Raw genomic sequence first — 15,815 nt, 5'->3', positions numbered from 1 at the left:
ATGACAGGCGAACTGGACGGCAGGATCGCGCTCGTGACGGGCGCCGCACGCGGGCTCGGCTTCGAGATCGCGGCGCGGTTGCACGAATGTGGGGCGACGGTCTGGCTCAACGGGCGCGACGATGCCGCCCTGGGCGCCGCGGCAGATCGGATCGGCCCGCGCGCCCGCCCGCTTGCCTTCGACATCGCCGACGATGCCGCGACTGCGGCGAGTTTCGCCGGCCTTGCTGCCGATGGTCTCGACATCCTCGTCAACAATGTCGGCCACCGCGACCGCCGCCCGCTCGACCGGTTGGCGCGACGCGACATGGCGGCAATGCTCGACGTCAATCTGGTCGCGCCGTTCGACCTTGCGCGGCGCGCGGTGCCGCTGATGCGCGCGCGGGGCTATGGGCGGATCGTCAATATCACCTCGATCGCCGCCGATATCGCGCGCGGAGACGTGCTCTACACCGCAAGCAAGGGCGGGCTGGCCGCGCTCACAAGGGCGCTAGCCGCGGAATTGGGTGAGCACGCAATCACGGTCAACGCGGTTGCTCCGGGCTATTTCGCGACCGAGGCCAATGCCGAAATGGTCGAGGATGCGGAGATCGCCGCGCATCTCTCGCGCCGCACTTCGCTCGGCCGCTGGGGCGAGCCGGACGAAATCGCCGGCGCGGTCGCCTTCCTCGCCTCGCCGCAGGCTAGCTACATCACCGGGCAGACGCTGGCGGTCGATGGCGGGTACCTGACCCACTTCTGACTTGCATTTGCCGCGCAAAACGCTATCTGCGCGGCCTTCACCGACACATGAATCGGAGATCGGCCTGGCCGTAAGGGCTGCCAGGGCTGGTCGAATGTGTCTCTGACTAGGAGATGAAAATGCCCAAGCTGAAGACCAAGAGCGGCGTCAAGAAGCGCTTCAAGCTCACTGCCACCGGCAAGGTCAAGCATGGTGTCGCCGGCAAGCGCCACCGCCTGATCAGCCACAACGCCAAGTACATCCGCCAGCAGCGCGGGACCAAGGTTCTCGCCAAGGCCGACCAGGCCGCGGTGAAGAAATGGGCCCCCTACGGCCTGTCTTGAGCCGGTAACAGCAGGAGTAAGAACACATGCCCCGCATCAAACGCGGCGTCACCACGCGCCAGAAGCACAAGCGGCTGCTCGACCAGGCCAAGGGCTATCGCGGTCGTCGCAAGAACACCATTCGCGTCGCGCGCCAGGCCGTCGAAAAGGCCGGCCAGTACGCCTATCGCGACCGCAAGGTCAAAAAGCGGAACTTCCGCGCGCTCTGGATCCAGCGCATCAACGCTGCGGTCCGCGCCGAAGGAATCACCTATTCGCAGTTCATGCATGGCGTTAAGCTCGCCGGCATCGAACTCGACCGCAAGGTGATGGCCGATCTCGCCATGAACGAGAGCGCCGCCTTTACGCACATCATCAAGCAGGCGAAGGAAGCGCTTCCCGCCTGACGCGCGATGATGTCTTGAATTCGAAGGAAGCGCCGCCCCTATCGGGGTGGCGCTTTTTTCTTGTCCCGCTAAGAGGCCCGCCATGGCTGACGACACGCAATTGAACGAAACACTGGCGGCGATCAATGCCGCCACCGATGCCGATGCGCTGGAAGCGATCCGTGTATCGGCGCTGGGGAAGAAAGGCTGGGTCTCGGCCCTGCTCAAGACGCTCGGCGGAATGAGTCCCGAGGAACGCCAGGTCGAGGGCCCTAAGATCCAGGGCACGCGCGCGGCGGTCGCCGATGCGATCGCGGCGAAGAAGCAGGCGCTCGACGATGCCGCGCTGGAAGCCCGGCTCGCCTCCGAACGGCTCGACCTGACGCTGCCCGCGCCCGCGACGCCCAAGGGCTCGATCCACCCGGTCAGCCGGGTGATGGAAGAGCTTGCGGAAATCTTCGCCGATCTCGGTTTCACCGTCGCTACGGGTCCCGAGATCGAGGATGACTGGCACAATTTCACCGCGCTCAACATGGCCGAGACGCATCCGGCGCGCGCGATGCACGACACGTTCTATTTCCCCGATCGCGATGCCGAGGATCGCGCGATGCTGCTGCGCACCCATACCTCGCCGGTTCAGATCCGTTCGATGGTCGAGGGCGGTGCCCCCGTCCGCCTGATCGCGCCGGGCCGCGTCTACCGCTCGGACAGCGACGCGACGCACACGCCGATGTTCCACCAGGTCGAAGGGCTGGTGATCGATCGCGACATCCATCTCGGCCACCTCAAATGGACGCTCGAGACCTTCCTCAAGGCGTTCTTCGAGACCGAGGACATCGTCCTGCGCCTGCGTCCGTCCTACTTTCCCTTCACCGAACCCTCGGTCGAGGTCGATGTCGGCTATCGCAACGAGAAGGGGCGCCGGGTCGTCGGCGGGAACGGCGATGACGAAGGACACGACTGGATGGAGCTGCTCGGCAGCGGCATGGTCAATGCCCGCGTGCTCGAATTCGCCGGGCTCGAGCCCGGCGAATGGCAGGGCTTCGCCTTCGGCGTGGGCGTCGATCGCCTCGCCATGCTCAAATACGGGATGGACGATCTGCGCGCCTTCTTCGACGGCGACGTGCGCTGGCTCGACCATTACGGCTTCGATCCGCTGGCCGTACCGACCCTTTCCTCCGGCGTGGGAGAACGCGCATGAAGTTCTCGCTCGAATGGCTGAAGCACTTCCTCGACACCGAGGCCGATGCCGCGCAGATCGCCGAGACGCTCAATGCGATCGGGCTCGAGGTCGAAGGCGTCGAAGACCCGGCCGAACGGCTCGCCGGTTTCCGGGTCGCCGAGGTCCTCACCGCCGAGAAGCACCCCGATGCCGACAAGCTCCAGGTGCTTACGGTCGATACCGGTGAAGGCGACCCGCTGCAGGTTGTCTGCGGCGCGCCCAATGCGCGCGCAGGGATGAAGGGCGTGCTCGGCCTGCCCGGCGCGGTGGTGCCGACCAACGGTATGGAATTGCGCAAGAGCGCGATCCGCGGGGTCGAATCGAACGGCATGATGTGTTCGGTGCGCGAGCTCGAATTGGGCGACGAGCACGACGGGATCATCGAACTGCCCGGGGATGCCCCGGTCGGGCAAGCCTTTGCCGATTACGCCGCTTCCTCGCCGATCTTCGATGTCGCAATCACCCCCAACCGCCCCGATTGCATGGGCGTGATGGGGATCGCGCGCGATCTCGCGGCGGCGGGGCTCGGCACGTTCAAGCCGGTCGAGGTGCCCGCGATCGACGGCGCGGGCGCGTGCCCGGTCGAGGTGCGGACCGACGATGCGCAAGGCTGCCCGGCCTTCCACGCGCGCGTCATTCGCGGCGTCAAGAACGGCGCTTCGCCCGAGTGGTTGCAGAAGCGGCTGATCGATGCGGGCCAGCGACCGATTTCGGCATTGGTCGATTGCACCAATTACCTGATGCTCGCCTGCGGCCGCCCGGCCCATGTCTACGACCTCGCCAAGCTGTCGGGCGCGGTGGTCGCGCGGCGCGCGAAAGATGGCGAAACAGTCGAGGCATTGAACGGCAAGACCTACACGCTCGACGACAGAATGACCGTGATCGCCGACGACGAAGGCGTGCACGATATCGGCGGGATCATGGGCGGCGAGCACAGTTCGGTGACCGGCGAGACCACCGACGTCCTGCTCGAGATCGCCTATTTCGAGCCCGAGGCGATCGGGGTGACCGGGCGCAAGCTCGGCCTTGCCACCGACGCGCGCACGCGGTTCGAGCGCGGAGTCGATCCCGCCTTCCTCGATGACGGGCTGGCGCTGCTCACCGACCTGATCGTGCAGACCTGCGGCGGCGAGCCGACCGAGGTCACGGTGGCGGGCAAGGCTCCGGCTGATGCCAGGACCCTCCAGTTCGATCCGGCGCTCACCGCCAATCTCGGCGGCGTCGAGATCGCCGAGGACGAACAGCGGTGCATCCTCGAATCGCTCGATTTCTCGGTCGATGCCGACTGGCAGGTCACCTGCCCGCCGCGCCGCCATGATATCGAAGGCGCCGCCGACTTGGTCGAGGAAATCGTGCGTATTCACGGCCTCGACAAGGTCGAGAGCGTCGCGTTGCCGCGGGCAGAAGGCGTTGCACGACCCACTGCGACCGCCGAGCAGAAGCTCGAGCGCCGGGTGCGCCGTGCGGCTGCGGCCCGCGGGCTGCACGAGGCGGTGACCTGGTCGTTCCTGCCGACCGACGTGGCCGAGCGCTTCGCCGAAGAGGGCGCGCAGCTCTGGTCGCTGGCAAATCCGATCAGTGAAGACCTCAAGACGATGCGGCCCTCGCTGCTGCCCGGGCTCCTCATGGCGGTGCAGCGGAACCTCGATCGCGGCGCTACGTCGTTGCGGCTGTTCGAGGTCGGGCGCCGCTACGGTCGCGGCAAGAATGGCGCGAGCGACGAACAGCTGACGCTCGGCGCGGTGTTCGCGGGGGACAAGACCCCGCGCGGCTGGGCGACCGGCAAGGCGCAGGGATTCGACGCCTACGATGCCAAGGGCGAGGCGCTGGCCTTGCTCGCGGCGGCGGGCGCCCCGGTCGACAACCTGATGGTATTCGGCGAGGCAGGGCCGCAATTCCACCCCGGCCAGTCGGGCACGCTTCGCTTGGGGCCGAAGAATGTGCTCGCGCGCTTCGGCATGCTTCATCCGCGCACCATCGAGAGCTTCGATGTGGATGCACCGGTCGCGGCGGTCGAAATCTACCTCGACGCACTGCCCAAGGGCCGCAAGTCGGACTTTGCCCGCCCGGCCTATGCGCCCCCGGCGCTGCAGGCAGTCACGCGCGACTTCGCCTTCCTGTTCGATGCCGAAAAGCCCGCCAGCGACCTGCTTCGCGCGGTCAAGGGCGCGGACAAGACGCATATCGTCGATGCGCGTATCTTCGACGATTTCCGAGGGTCAGGCGTGCGCGAAGGCAAGCGTTCGCTGGCGATCGAGGTCACGCTCCAGCCGGGTGAGAAGAGCTTCACCGAGCAGGAGCTCAAGGCGATCTCCGACGCCATTACCGCCGCGGCGTCCAAGCAGGGTGGGGAGTTGAGAGGATGACCAAGACCGCATTCGTTTCGGGCGCGACCGCAGGCATTGGGAAGGCCACCGTCGAAGCACTGGTCAAGGCCGGCTGGCGCTGCGTCGCCACCGGGCGGCGCAAGGAGCGGCTCGATGCTCTGGTCGCCGAACTCGGTGCCGACAAGGTGCATCCCTGCGTGTTCGACGTGCGCGACGGTGAAGCTATGGATGCCGCGATCGCCGCGCTTCCGGCGGAGTTCGCCGGGATCGACCTGCTGGTGAACAATGCCGGTCTCGCGCAGGGGCTCGCGCCCGCGCAGGAGGCCGATCTCGACGATTGGCAGACCATGATCGACACCAATGTCTCGGCGATGGTGCGGTTGACGCGCAAGCTGCTGCCGGGGCTAATCGAGCGCAAGGGAGCCATCGTCACCATCGGCTCGGTCGCGGGCAGCTACATCTACCCCGGCGGCAACGTCTATGCCGGGTCGAAGGCCTTCGCCAATCATTTCACGTTAGCCCTCAGGGCCGATCTCCACGGCACCGGGGTGCGCGTGACCTGCATCGAGCCGGGGATGGTCGAGACCGAGTTCACCATGGTGCGTACCGGGAGCCAGCAGGCCTCGGACGATCTCTACCGCGGGGCCGATCCGATGACGGCGGAGGATATTGGGGATACCGTGCTGTGGATCGCCGAGCTGCCGCCGCATCTCAACATCAACCGGATCGAGCTGATGCCCGTCACGCAGGACTTCGCGGGCTTCCGCGTCGCGCGCGACAAGGACTGACTCGACGAGATATCAAAAGAAAGGGGCGGCGCCTCGCGGCACCGCCCCTCCCTGCGATCCTAGATCGAGATCAGTAGTCGAAGGTCAGCGTCACGAAGACCTGTCGCGGCGCGCCGTAGAACGCAGTCAGCGTGCCTTCGGGGCCGAGCGTCGGGATCGGAAAACCGTTGGTACCCAGCGGGATTGCGCCGGTCACCGGGTCGGTCCGCACGAAGGTGTAGCCGGAGGTCTTGTAGCGCTCGTCGGTCAAATTCTTGCCGTAGAGCCCGATCGACCAGCGATTGCCTTCGCTGCGATAGACGATGCTCGCATCCATCAGCGTGTAGCCGTCCTGGTCGAGATATTCGTTCGGGATCTCGAACTGGTAGGTCTTGCTGCGATAGCTCAGCGTGAAACCGGCATAGAGCTCGCCCGAGCCGAGCGGGGCCTCGGCGGCGAGCGTGCCGCTGGCGGTCCATTCGGGGGTGTTCTGCACTTCGCGGAATTCGGCCAGGTCGGTCGGCGTGCCGCCGATATCGGTGATGTATTCGAGATATTCGGCGTCGATATAGCCGACCGAGCCGGACGCGATCATGCGGCTGCCGTCATTGTACCAGTCCTGCCCGAAACTCGCGTTGAATTCACCTTCGAAGCCTTGGAAGCGGGCCTTGCCGGCGTTCGACACGATCCCGCAGAAGCTGGGCAGGCCGCCGACGGTGCAGGCCACCGAACCGGGGATCTGGACATCGGTATAATCGGCTCGGAATGCGGCGACGGCAAGGTTGAGATTGCCGTCCATCAGCGCGGCCTTGTAGCCGAGTTCGTAGCTGTCGACGCTTTCGGGCGCGAAGCTGAGGAAGGCGGCGATCTCGTCGTCCGAACGCACGCCGTCATTGTCGAGGTCGGGGGCGTTGGAGCCCGCGCCGCGCGGGTCGAAGCCGCCGCCCTTGAAGCCCTGCGAATAGGACGCGTAGAGCGTCATGTCAGGGGTCGGCTGGTAGGCGAGGTTGGCACGCGGGGTGAACTTCTCGAAGCTCGCCGAGCCGATGAAGTCGGTGCCCGGTGCGCCGAACGGGATGCCCGCGCCGCCGAAGGTGGGCGAGCCGCCTCCGAGATAGTTCTGGCGCAGGATCGTCGCCTTGCGCTCGTCCCAAGTGTAGCGCCCGCCGACCGACAGGCTTAGCTGGTCGGTGAGGTCGTAAGTCAGGTCCCCGAACACCGCGAAGGTCTCGGTCTCGACATTGGCCGAAGTGAAGGCGGTGAGGCCCGGGAAGGTCGTGAAGATGCGGACGTCGAACTCGGTCAGCGCATTGGCATCGAGGAAGTAGAACCCGCCCAGCACGTTGAGCCGGTCGGTTTCGTAGAGAACCTGGAATTCCTGGCTGATCTGGTCGTTGACGTAGATGGCCGGCACGTCGAGATCTACCGCCGGCAGGGCGTCGAAATCGATCGGCGAATTGCTGTCGTCGTCGCGATAGGCGCTGATCGATCGCAGGGTCACGGAATCGCCGAGATAGGCTTCCATCGACAGCGCGACGCCGAAGGAATTCACTTCCTGCGTCGGGTCGTCCAGCCCGCCGCGGGTGTCGTAGACATTGTCGAGGATTGGCGCGCCGCTGAGCAGGCCGGGGATCAGCCGGGTACCGCCGCGGGCGTTCGAATCGTCGTCGGTCGTATCGACCGCGAGGCGTGCGAAGAACCCGTCGGTGTGAACTTCGCCCGAGACGCGCAGCGCCCAGATGTCCTTGTCGTAATTGTCCTCACCGGTGGTGAGGTTGGTTCCGAACCCGTCGCGCGTAAGGCGTGCGGCGGCGGCACCGAGGCGCAGCGTACCGTCTCCGCTCACCGGACCGCTGATCGAAACGACGCCGTCGAGCTGGTTGTACTCGCCATAGGTCGCGCGGCCGCGGATCGAGAGCTCGTCGTCGATCTTGCGGCTCACATACTTGACCGCGCCGCCGACGGTGTTGCGACCGTAGAGCGTGCCCTGCGGGCCGCGCAGCACCTCGATCCGCTCGATATCGTAGATGTCGAGCACCGCGGCCTGTGGACGGTTGAGGTAAACGTCGTCGAGATAGATGCCGACGCCCTGTTCGAAGCCCGACACCGGATCCTGCTGCCCCACGCCGCGGATGAAGGCCGACAGCGTCGAATTGGTCCCGCGCGACGGCTCGAGCGTGACGTTGGGGGTGGTCTGGCCGATTTCGGTGATGTCCTGCGCGCCCGAGAGCTGGAGCTGGTCGGCCGAATAGGCGGTGATCGCAATCGGCACGTCGACGAGTTGTTCCTCGCGGCGGCGTGCGGTTACGATCACGCGATTGCCTTCGGGCACCACTTCGCCCTGGGCCTCAGTGGCGCTGTCGTCCTCGCCTTGCGCATCCTGCGCGACGGTGGGGCTTGCGAAAGCCATGAAAGGCGCGGCGGCGATCCCGGTCAGCAGCGCGCGGCGCAGCGATTTGCTCGCGAAATTCATTGATCCTCTCCCTCAATCGTGGCGGCTTGACCGCCGCTCGTTCGTCCTTATGCTGAAAGTTGAACCGGGTTTCAACTTGTAATTGCAGGGGCCGGTTTCCTGGAGAGTGACGATGGCCGACGCGGCAGCCGAGAAGAGCGCAGACAAGACCCCGCGGACCGCGCGCGGGCGCAAGACCCAGCGCGCCCTGCTCGATGCGGCGGAGGCCGAATTCGGCGAGCGGGGCTTTCACGAAAGCTCGATCGTCTCGATCACCAAGCGCGCGGGCGTGGCGTTGGGCACGTTCTACACCTATTTCGACAGCAAGGACGCGCTGTTCCGCGCGTTGGTGCGCGACATGTCGGGCCGGGTGAAGGACGCGGTCGCGCCCGCGATCGCCGGGATCGAGGATCCGGTCGGGCGCGAAGGCGCCGCGCTCGAGGCCTTCCTCGGCTTCGCCCGCGACCATAAGGAAATCTATCGCATCATCGACGAGGCCGAATTCGTCGCGCCCGACAGCTGGCGCGAGCATTACGAGCGCACCGCCGCGCGTATCCTCGAACGGTTGCAGGAAGCCGCAGCCGAGGGCGCGATCTCCGGCCCCATCGACGAAGTCCACGCCTGGGCGCTGATGGGGATGAACGTGTTCCTCGGCCTCAAATTCGGGGTGATGGACGAGGACCGCCCGGTGGGCGAGGTGGCGCGGATCGCCAATGCGCTGATTGCAAAGGGGCTGGCCCGCTAGGCGTTTCGCGCTGGCCCTTTTCACGCTGGCCTTGCGGCGCTGCGCCCGCTAGGCGGCGCGGCGCAATCATGACCGACGCCATTTCAAACCGCCGCACCTTCGCGATCATCTCGCATCCCGACGCGGGCAAGACGACGCTGACCGAGAAACTCCTGCTGCAGGGCGGCGCGATCCATCTCGCCGGCGAAGTCAAGGCGCGCGGCCAGGCGCGACGCGCGCGTTCGGACTGGATGAAGATCGAGCAGCAGCGCGGGATCTCGGTGACGAGCTCGGTGATGACCTTCGAGCGTGATGGAATCACCTTCAACCTGCTCGACACGCCGGGGCACGAAGACTTCTCCGAAGATACCTATCGCACGCTGACCGCGGTCGATTCCGCCGTGATGGTGATCGACGCCGCGAAGGGCATCGAGCCGCAGACGCGCAAGCTGTTCGAGGTTTGTCGCCTGCGCAGCGTGCCGATCATCACCTTCGTCAACAAGGTCGACCGCGAAGGCCGGCCGGTGTTCGAACTGCTCGACGAGATCGCCGACATGCTCGCGCTCGACGTCAGTCCGCAGGCCTACCCGGTCGGCATGGGCGGCGAGTTCGAAGGCGTGCTCGATTTTGCCACCGGTTGCGTCGCGCGGCCCGAAGGCCCGTCGAAGGAATTCGCAGGCAAGCGCGATTGCGAACCCGAAATCCCCGATCGCTTTGCCGAGGAGATCGAGCTCGCCAAGATCGGCTATCCCGAATTCGACATCGACGCCTATCGCAGCGGCGACCTGACGCCGGTCTATTTCGGTTCGGCGCTGAAGAGCTTCGGCGTGACCGAGCTGATCGAGGCGCTGGCGCAATACGCGCCGCCGCCGCGCCCGCAACCTTCGGACGAGGGTTTCGTCGAACCGACCCGCGACGAGGTCACCGGGTTCATCTTCAAGGTCCAGGCCAACATGGACCCCAACCACCGCGACCGGATCGCGTTCATGCGGATGGCGAGCGGGACCTTCAGGCGCGGCATGAAGCTCACGCCTTCGGGGCTGGGCAAGCCAATCGCGGTGCACTCGCCAATCATGTTCTTCGCGCAGGATCGCGAGATTGCCGACACCGCCCTTCCGGGCGACATCATCGGTATTCCCAATCACGGTACCTTGCGTGTCGGCGACACGCTGAGCGAGAAGGACACGGTGCGCTTCACCGGCCTACCCAACTTCGCGCCCGAGATCCTGCGCCGCGTCCAGCTCAAGGACCCGACCAAGACCAAGCAATTGCGCAAGGCGCTCGACGACCTTTCCGAGGAAGGCGTGATCCAGGTCTTCTACCCCGAGCTCGGCGCACAGCACATCGTCGGCGTGGTCGGCCAGCTGCAATTGGAAGTGCTCGTCTCGCGGCTGGCGGCCGAATACAAGGTCGACGCCGCGCTCGAGGCCGCGCCGTTCGATACGGCGCGCTGGGTAACCGGCCCTGACGACGGCGTCCGCCAGTTCGAGGATTTCAACCGCGCCAACCTGGCGCGCGACCGCGACGGCGACCTCGTGTTCATGGCGAAGAGCGCCTGGGACGTGAATTACCAGCAGGAAAAGCACCCCGACCTGACCTTCAGCGCCACCAAGGAACGTTGAGGAACCGCGCACCGGTGGTTACCGTTCGACCGGATATGCAGATCCGCGTCGCGAGCTGGAATATTCACAAGGGAGTGGGGCTCGACCGGCGCCGCGATCCCGAGCGCATCCTGGCGGTGCTCAAGGAAATCGACGCCGATATCGTCGCACTGCAGGAAGCCGACAAGCGCTTCGGCACGCGCGACGCGATCCTCTCCGAGATGGCGCTGTTCGAAGCCGGCTGGCAGGCGGTCGATTGCAACCCGGCGACGCCGAGCCTCGGCTGGCACGGCAACGCGATCATCGCGCGTCCGGAATACGGCGTGCCGGCGGTCAAGAACGTCGAGTTACCCACGCTCGAGCCGCGCGGCGCGGTGCGCGCCGATTTCCACGTCGGCGAGGCCACCGTGCGCGTGATCGGCATGCATCTCGACCTATCGGGCCTGCGCCGTCGCCAGCAGATCCGTACCGTGCTCAACCATCTTGCCGACAGCGACGGCGATCCGCCCGCGGTGCTGATGGGCGATTTCAACCAGTGGGGCGACCGCAGCGGGGCGATGCAGGAATTCGAGGGGCCCTGGCACGTCTGCCAGACCGGCCCGACCTTCCCCACCCGCCGTCCGATCGCCTGCCTCGACCGGATAGTAATTTCGCCCGAATGGCACTGCCGCTCGACCCATGTGCACCTGAGCGAATTGTCGCTTCAGGCCTCGGACCACCTGCCGATCGTCGCGGAGATCGAGCTGGTTTGAGTGTGATGGGGAACCGGGGCGGCATGGAGACGCCACCGCGCCGGCGTCACCCGGTCGAGAAATTCAACCCAAGGCTTCCCGCACGAAATCCGCGCACCTCTCGCCGATCATGATGCTCGGCGCATTGGTGTTGCCCGAGATCAGCCGCGGCATGATCGAGGCATCGGCGATCCACAGCCCGTCGACCCCGCGCGCCTTGAGCTTCGGATCGACCACGCTGTCCTCGTCGCTTCCCATCCGGCAGGTGCCGACCGGGTGGTAGACGGTGTCGGCGCGGTTGCGGATCATTTCGTCGAGCGCCTCGTCGTCTCCGAGATCGACCGGATGGCGATCGCGTGGCTTGTAGCGTTGCAGCGCCGCACCCTCGACGATCCGATGCGACAGGCGCACGCCTGCGCGCAAGGTTGCGATGTCGCGCTCGTCGTCGAGGAAATTGGGATCGATCGCGGGGGCGTCCTTCGCCCGGTCGCTCGCCAGCCGCACCATGCCGCGGCTTTCGGGGCGCAGCACGCAGGCGTGAAGCGAGAAACCATGCCCCTTCACCTTTTCGCGTCCGTGATCCTCGAGCATGGCGGGGACGAAATGCCACTGGATATCGGGGGCCGGCGCGCCGTCGGTGACGGTCCAGAACCCGCCGCTTTCGGCATAGGGCGTGGTCATCATGCCGGTCTTGTGGCGGCGGTGTTCGAGCATCGCCTTCAGCGTGCGCACCGTGCCTTCGCGCGAATCGCCGATCGGTACGTGGCTGTCGGTCTCCCAGCTCGAGACGTAATCGATATGGTCCTGCAGGTCCGAACCGACGGCGGGCCTGTCGTCGACCACCGCGATCCCGTGTTCGCGCAGGTGATCGGCGGGGCCGATCCCTGATAGCATCAGGATCTGCGGAGAGTTGAACGCGCCGGCCGACAGCACTACGCCGCCGCGCGCCCTCACCACTTCGCGCCGGAAGCCGCGCTTGATCGCGACCCCGGTGACCCGACCGTCCTCGATCACCAGTTTCTCGACCAGCACGCCGGTGCGGATATCGAGATTGTCCTGCTCGCGGCGAGGCTCGATATAGGCCCGCGCAGCCGAGCAGCGCTCGCCGTTTTTCTGCGTGACCTGGTAGAGCCCGAAGCCTTCCTGTCGCTCGCCGTTGAAATCGCGCGTCTCGGGCATCTGGAGCGCGGCGGCGGCCTCGACGAAATGGCGGCTCGCCGGGTTGGGCCAGAGCTGGTCCGACACGTAGAGCGGCCCGCTGCCGCCGTGATATTCGCTTTCTCCGCGGACATTGTGCTCGCTGCGCCTGAAATAGGGCAGCACATCTTCATAGGCCCAGCCGTCGCACCCGAGCTGCGCCCAATTGTCGTAATCCCACTTGTTGCCGCGGATGTAGATCATCGCATTGATCGCCGACGACCCGCCGAGCCCGCGTCCGCGCGGCTGGTAGCCGACGCGACCGTTCAACCCTTTCTGCGGGACCGTGTCGTAACGGTAGTTCTGCGATCCGCGCAGGAACGGCATCATGCCCGGCGTGCGCACGCGCCAGTCGTTGTTGCGCGGGCCCGCCTCGAGCAGGCACACGCTGCGGTCGCGATCCTCGGCCAGCCGCGCGGCAACCGCGCTTCCCGCGCTGCCGCCACCCACGACGATGATATCGAATGTGTCCAAAACCCTCTCCTCTAGAAGAAGGTTTAAGCGCGCGATTAAGTCTCGGCAACGCCCGACTTGTCATGTCCTTCGGGATGCCGGGCCTGCCAGCGCGCGCGAATCTGGTCAGAGGTCTCGCGACTGCCGTCATGCGTCCAGCCGGGCGGGCGCAGCAGGTAGGACAGTTTGTGCTTCCACGGCGCGCGCCACATATCCTGCACGATCCCGATCCATTCGTGGAACACCGCCCATAGCAGGTTGAAGCTGCCGAGCTGTTTGACGATGCCGTAACGGATGTCCTCCTCTTCGGGGCGTTCCTCCTCGAAGGTGCCGAACATCCTGTCCCAGACGATGAAGACGCCCGCGTAATTGCGGTCGAGATAGCGCGGATTGGTCGCGTGGTGGACGCGATGATGGCTCGGCGTGTTCATCACCGCCTCGAACCAGCGCGGCATCTTGCCTATCGCCTCGGTATGGATCCAGAACTGGTAGATCAGGTTGAAGCCGCCGCAGATCACGATCATCACCGGGTGGAAGCCGAGCAGGACGAGCGGCAGCTTGAAGGCAAATCCGAGCGTCAGAAACCCGGTCCAGGTCTGTCGCAGCGCGGTGCTGAGATTGTAGTGCTGGGAGGAATGGTGGTTCACATGGCTGGCCCAGAACCAGCGCACGCGGTGGCCGAAGCGATGAATCCAGTAATAGGCGAGGTCGTCGAGCACGAAACAGGCGATCCACGCCCACCACACCCAGCCGATGTCGAACAGGCGATATTCCCACGCGGCGAGGAACAGCGCGAGGAAGAACCCGCCCGTCAACAGCCCCGCCACCGTGCTACCGAGCCCGAAGGACAGGCTGGTGAGCGTATCGCGCGGTTCGTAGCTGGTCGGGCGCTTCTTCCACGCCCAGACCATCTCGATCAGTACGAGCAGGACGAAGCCGGGTACGGCGAGTTCGGTCGGATTGAGATCGGGCATGCTCGGCGACCCTTATAACCGGCGAAGGCTCGCCGCCCAATGGCCGGCGCGGTCGCCGAGATCGAGCGTGACCGTGCCGAAGCGCTTGTCGTCGGTCCCGATCGTCAACTGGCGCTGGTCGAGCCGGCAGGTCGCGTGGCCGGTCAGGAGGCGACCGGCAAAATGCGCGCCATGGCGCCGCAGCACCATCACCCGGCCCGTGGCATCGCGCATGATCGCGCCATAGCCCGACCGGTCGATCGCGATTTCCGTGGGTTCGTAGCCGTGCAACTGCTCATCGGCGAGGCGGCGGGCGTGCTCCTCGTCGCGGATGCGCTCATCGCCGCCCAGGTCGAGCTTCCACACCAGCCAGCTGAGCGCGAGAATCGCGGCGAGCGAACCGGCGAACTGCAGCAGGGTGGGCGGGATATCCATCTGCCTTCTCTGCCCAATCTCCGGGGGCTTTCCAAGTGGCGCGTGGTGGGGCAGGTAATGGGCCAAAGGGAGAAGCAGCCGATGAAACCATTCACCGTCGCCGCGGCGATATTACTCGCCACGCCCGCGATCGCGCCTATCGCAGATGCCCAGGCGCAGGAGGCCGCCCCCGATCCGGCCGCGCTGGTCGAGGCTGAATTCGCGCGCACGCAGGAAACCGCGTTGCAGATCTGGCAATGGGCCGAACTGGGTTACCAGGAAGAGCGCTCCGCCGATCTGCTCAAATCGCAATTGCGCGAGGCGGGCTTCCGGATCGAGGAAGGGGTGGCCGACATCCCGACCGCGTTCACCGCCGAATTCGGATCGGGCGGGCCGGTGATCGCGATCCTCGCCGAATACGACGCGCTGCCGGGGATCAGCCAGACGGCCTCGCCGACGCGTGAGCCATCTGAACTCGGCGCTGGCCATGCCTGCGGGCACAACCTCTTCGCCGCCGGCTCGCTCACCGCGGCCATCGCCACCGCGCAATGGCTCGAGGCGACCGGCACGCCGGGCCGCGTCCGGCTCTACGGGACCCCGGCCGAGGAGGGCGGTTCGGGCAAGGTCTACATGACCCGCGCGGGCCTGTTCGACGATGTCGACATCGCCTTGCACTGGCATGCCGGCGACGAGAACAGCGCGGCGGCGCGCACCAGCCTCGCCAACCGTTCGGCCAAGTTCCGCTTTCGCGGTGTGTCGGCCCACGCCGCCGGCGCGCCCGAGCGCGGGCGCAGCGCGCTCGACGGGGTCGAGGCGATGAACATGATGGTCAACATGATGCGCGAGCACACCAGCATGGACACGCGCATCCATTACGTGATCACCGAGGGCGGCGCGGCCCCCAACGTGATCCCCGATTTCGCCGAAGTGTTCTATTATGTGCGACATTCAGACGCCGACGAGGTCCGCGCGCTGTGGGCCCGGCTCGAGGATACGGCGAAGGGCGCCGCGATGGGCACCGGGACCACGGTCGACTGGGAGATCATCCACGGCAACAACCCGCTGCTGGTCAACGAAACGTTGGCTAAGGTGATGGATGCCAAGCTGCGCGAGGTCGGCGGAGTCGACTACACCGAACAAGAGCGCGCCTACGCCGCGCAGCTCCGCGAGACGCTGGGCGCGGGTGCACCGCCGCTCGCCGAAGCAGGCGAGATCCAGCCCTACGACGTCACGCTCGGCTACGGCTCGACCGATGTCGGCGACGTGTCCTGGGCCACCCCGACCGTCGGCGTGCGCACCGCGACCTGGGTTCCGGGCACTTCGGCACATAGCTGGCAGGCGGTTGCCGCGAGCGGTTCCTCGATCGGGATCAAGGGCACGCAGGTCGCGGCCAAGGCGCTGGCGCTGATGGCGGCCGAATTGTTCACCGACCCTGCGCTGCGCGCCGCGGCGCGGGCCGAATTCGATGCCGCGCGGGGCGAGGATTACGAATACGTCTCGCTGCTCGGCGATCGCGATCCGCCGCTCGACTACCGCAAATAGGGC

14 protein-coding genes are annotated in these 15,815 nt (G+C 66.2%); 10 read left to right on the top strand and 4 right to left on the bottom strand.

Annotation, left to right across the window (positions count from 1 at the left end; genetic code table 11):
- The 6 genes from T8S45_RS11010 to T8S45_RS10985 all read left to right on the top strand — a co-directional run bounded on the left by T8S45_RS11010 (position 1) and on the right by T8S45_RS10985 (position 5,766).
- Positions 1-741 carry an SDR family oxidoreductase gene (locus T8S45_RS11010; protein ID WP_322293772.1) on the top strand — a complete coding sequence of 247 codons (741 nt, stop codon included), beginning with the start codon at positions 1-3 and terminating at the stop codon, positions 739-741.
- 119 nt (positions 742-860) lie between these two features.
- Positions 861-1,064: a 50S ribosomal protein L35 gene (gene rpmI, locus T8S45_RS11005; protein ID WP_188642771.1), complete on the top strand. Its 204-nt coding sequence runs from the start codon at positions 861-863 to the stop codon at positions 1,062-1,064.
- Positions 1,065-1,090: 26 nt separating this feature from the next.
- Positions 1,091-1,450, top strand: a complete 360-nt coding sequence (gene rplT / locus T8S45_RS11000) for a 50S ribosomal protein L20 (protein ID WP_322293771.1) — start codon at positions 1,091-1,093, stop codon at positions 1,448-1,450.
- A gap of 82 nt (positions 1,451-1,532) precedes the next feature.
- Positions 1,533-2,630 carry a phenylalanine--tRNA ligase subunit alpha gene (gene pheS, locus T8S45_RS10995; RefSeq protein ID WP_322293770.1) on the top strand — a complete coding sequence of 366 codons (1,098 nt, stop codon included), beginning with the start codon at positions 1,533-1,535 and terminating at the stop codon, positions 2,628-2,630.
- Positions 2,627-5,017, top strand: coding sequence for a phenylalanine--tRNA ligase subunit beta (gene pheT / locus T8S45_RS10990; protein ID WP_322293769.1), 2,391 nt, complete (start codon positions 2,627-2,629; stop codon positions 5,015-5,017). The genes pheS and pheT overlap by 4 nt, the downstream gene beginning before the upstream one ends.
- On the top strand, positions 5,014-5,766 hold the full coding sequence (locus tag T8S45_RS10985) for an SDR family NAD(P)-dependent oxidoreductase (RefSeq protein ID WP_322293768.1): 753 nt from the start codon (positions 5,014-5,016) through the stop codon (positions 5,764-5,766). Before pheT ends, T8S45_RS10985 begins: the two co-directional genes overlap by 4 nt.
- 70 nt (positions 5,767-5,836) lie before the next feature.
- Here T8S45_RS10985 and T8S45_RS10980 read toward each other — a convergent pair whose 3' ends face one another.
- Positions 5,837-8,218 carry a TonB-dependent receptor gene (locus T8S45_RS10980; protein ID WP_322293767.1) on the bottom strand — a complete coding sequence of 794 codons (2,382 nt, stop codon included), beginning with the start codon at positions 8,216-8,218 and terminating at the stop codon, positions 5,837-5,839.
- Positions 8,219-8,330: 112 nt separating this feature from the next.
- On the opposite strand from T8S45_RS10980, the gene T8S45_RS10975 reads away from it, so the two are divergent.
- The 3 genes from T8S45_RS10975 to T8S45_RS10965 all read left to right on the top strand — a co-directional run bounded on the left by T8S45_RS10975 (position 8,331) and on the right by T8S45_RS10965 (position 11,274).
- Complete coding sequence (locus tag T8S45_RS10975) at positions 8,331-8,942, top strand: TetR/AcrR family transcriptional regulator (protein ID WP_188642765.1); 612 nt, start codon at positions 8,331-8,333, stop codon at positions 8,940-8,942.
- Positions 8,943-9,010: 68 nt separating this feature from the next.
- Complete coding sequence (locus T8S45_RS10970) at positions 9,011-10,543, top strand: peptide chain release factor 3 (RefSeq protein WP_322293766.1); 1,533 nt, start codon at positions 9,011-9,013, stop codon at positions 10,541-10,543.
- 35 nt (positions 10,544-10,578) lie between these two features.
- Positions 10,579-11,274, top strand: a complete 696-nt coding sequence (locus T8S45_RS10965; protein ID WP_322293765.1) for an endonuclease/exonuclease/phosphatase family protein — start codon at positions 10,579-10,581, stop codon at positions 11,272-11,274.
- A 63-nt stretch (positions 11,275-11,337) separates the two neighbouring features.
- Here T8S45_RS10965 and T8S45_RS10960 read toward each other — a convergent pair whose 3' ends face one another.
- The 3 genes from T8S45_RS10960 to T8S45_RS10950 are packed head-to-tail and all read right to left on the bottom strand — an operon-like array spanning position 11,338 to position 14,291.
- Entirely contained in the window at positions 11,338-12,924 is a 1,587-nt protein-coding gene (locus T8S45_RS10960; RefSeq protein WP_322293764.1) for a GMC family oxidoreductase, read from the bottom strand.
- A gap of 35 nt (positions 12,925-12,959) precedes the next feature.
- Complete coding sequence (locus T8S45_RS10955; RefSeq protein ID WP_188642761.1) at positions 12,960-13,877, bottom strand: sterol desaturase family protein; 918 nt, start codon at positions 13,875-13,877, stop codon at positions 12,960-12,962.
- Positions 13,878-13,889: 12 nt separating this feature from the next.
- Positions 13,890-14,291 (bottom strand): hypothetical protein, encoded by a 402-nt coding sequence (locus tag T8S45_RS10950; protein ID WP_188642760.1) that lies wholly within the window; start codon positions 14,289-14,291, stop codon positions 13,890-13,892.
- A gap of 81 nt (positions 14,292-14,372) precedes the next feature.
- On the opposite strand from T8S45_RS10950, the gene T8S45_RS10945 reads away from it, so the two are divergent.
- A complete protein-coding gene (locus T8S45_RS10945; RefSeq protein ID WP_322293763.1) occupies positions 14,373-15,812 on the top strand; it encodes an amidohydrolase in 1,440 nt (479 codons plus the stop codon).
- The last annotated feature ends 3 nt before the right edge of the window (positions 15,813-15,815 follow it).

The organism is Pseudoblastomonas marina, from assembly GCF_034374265.1.
Taxonomy (GTDB): Bacteria; Pseudomonadota; Alphaproteobacteria; order Sphingomonadales; family Sphingomonadaceae; genus Alteriqipengyuania_A; species Alteriqipengyuania_A marina.
This window is presented reverse-complemented; position numbering and strand designations above follow the sequence as displayed.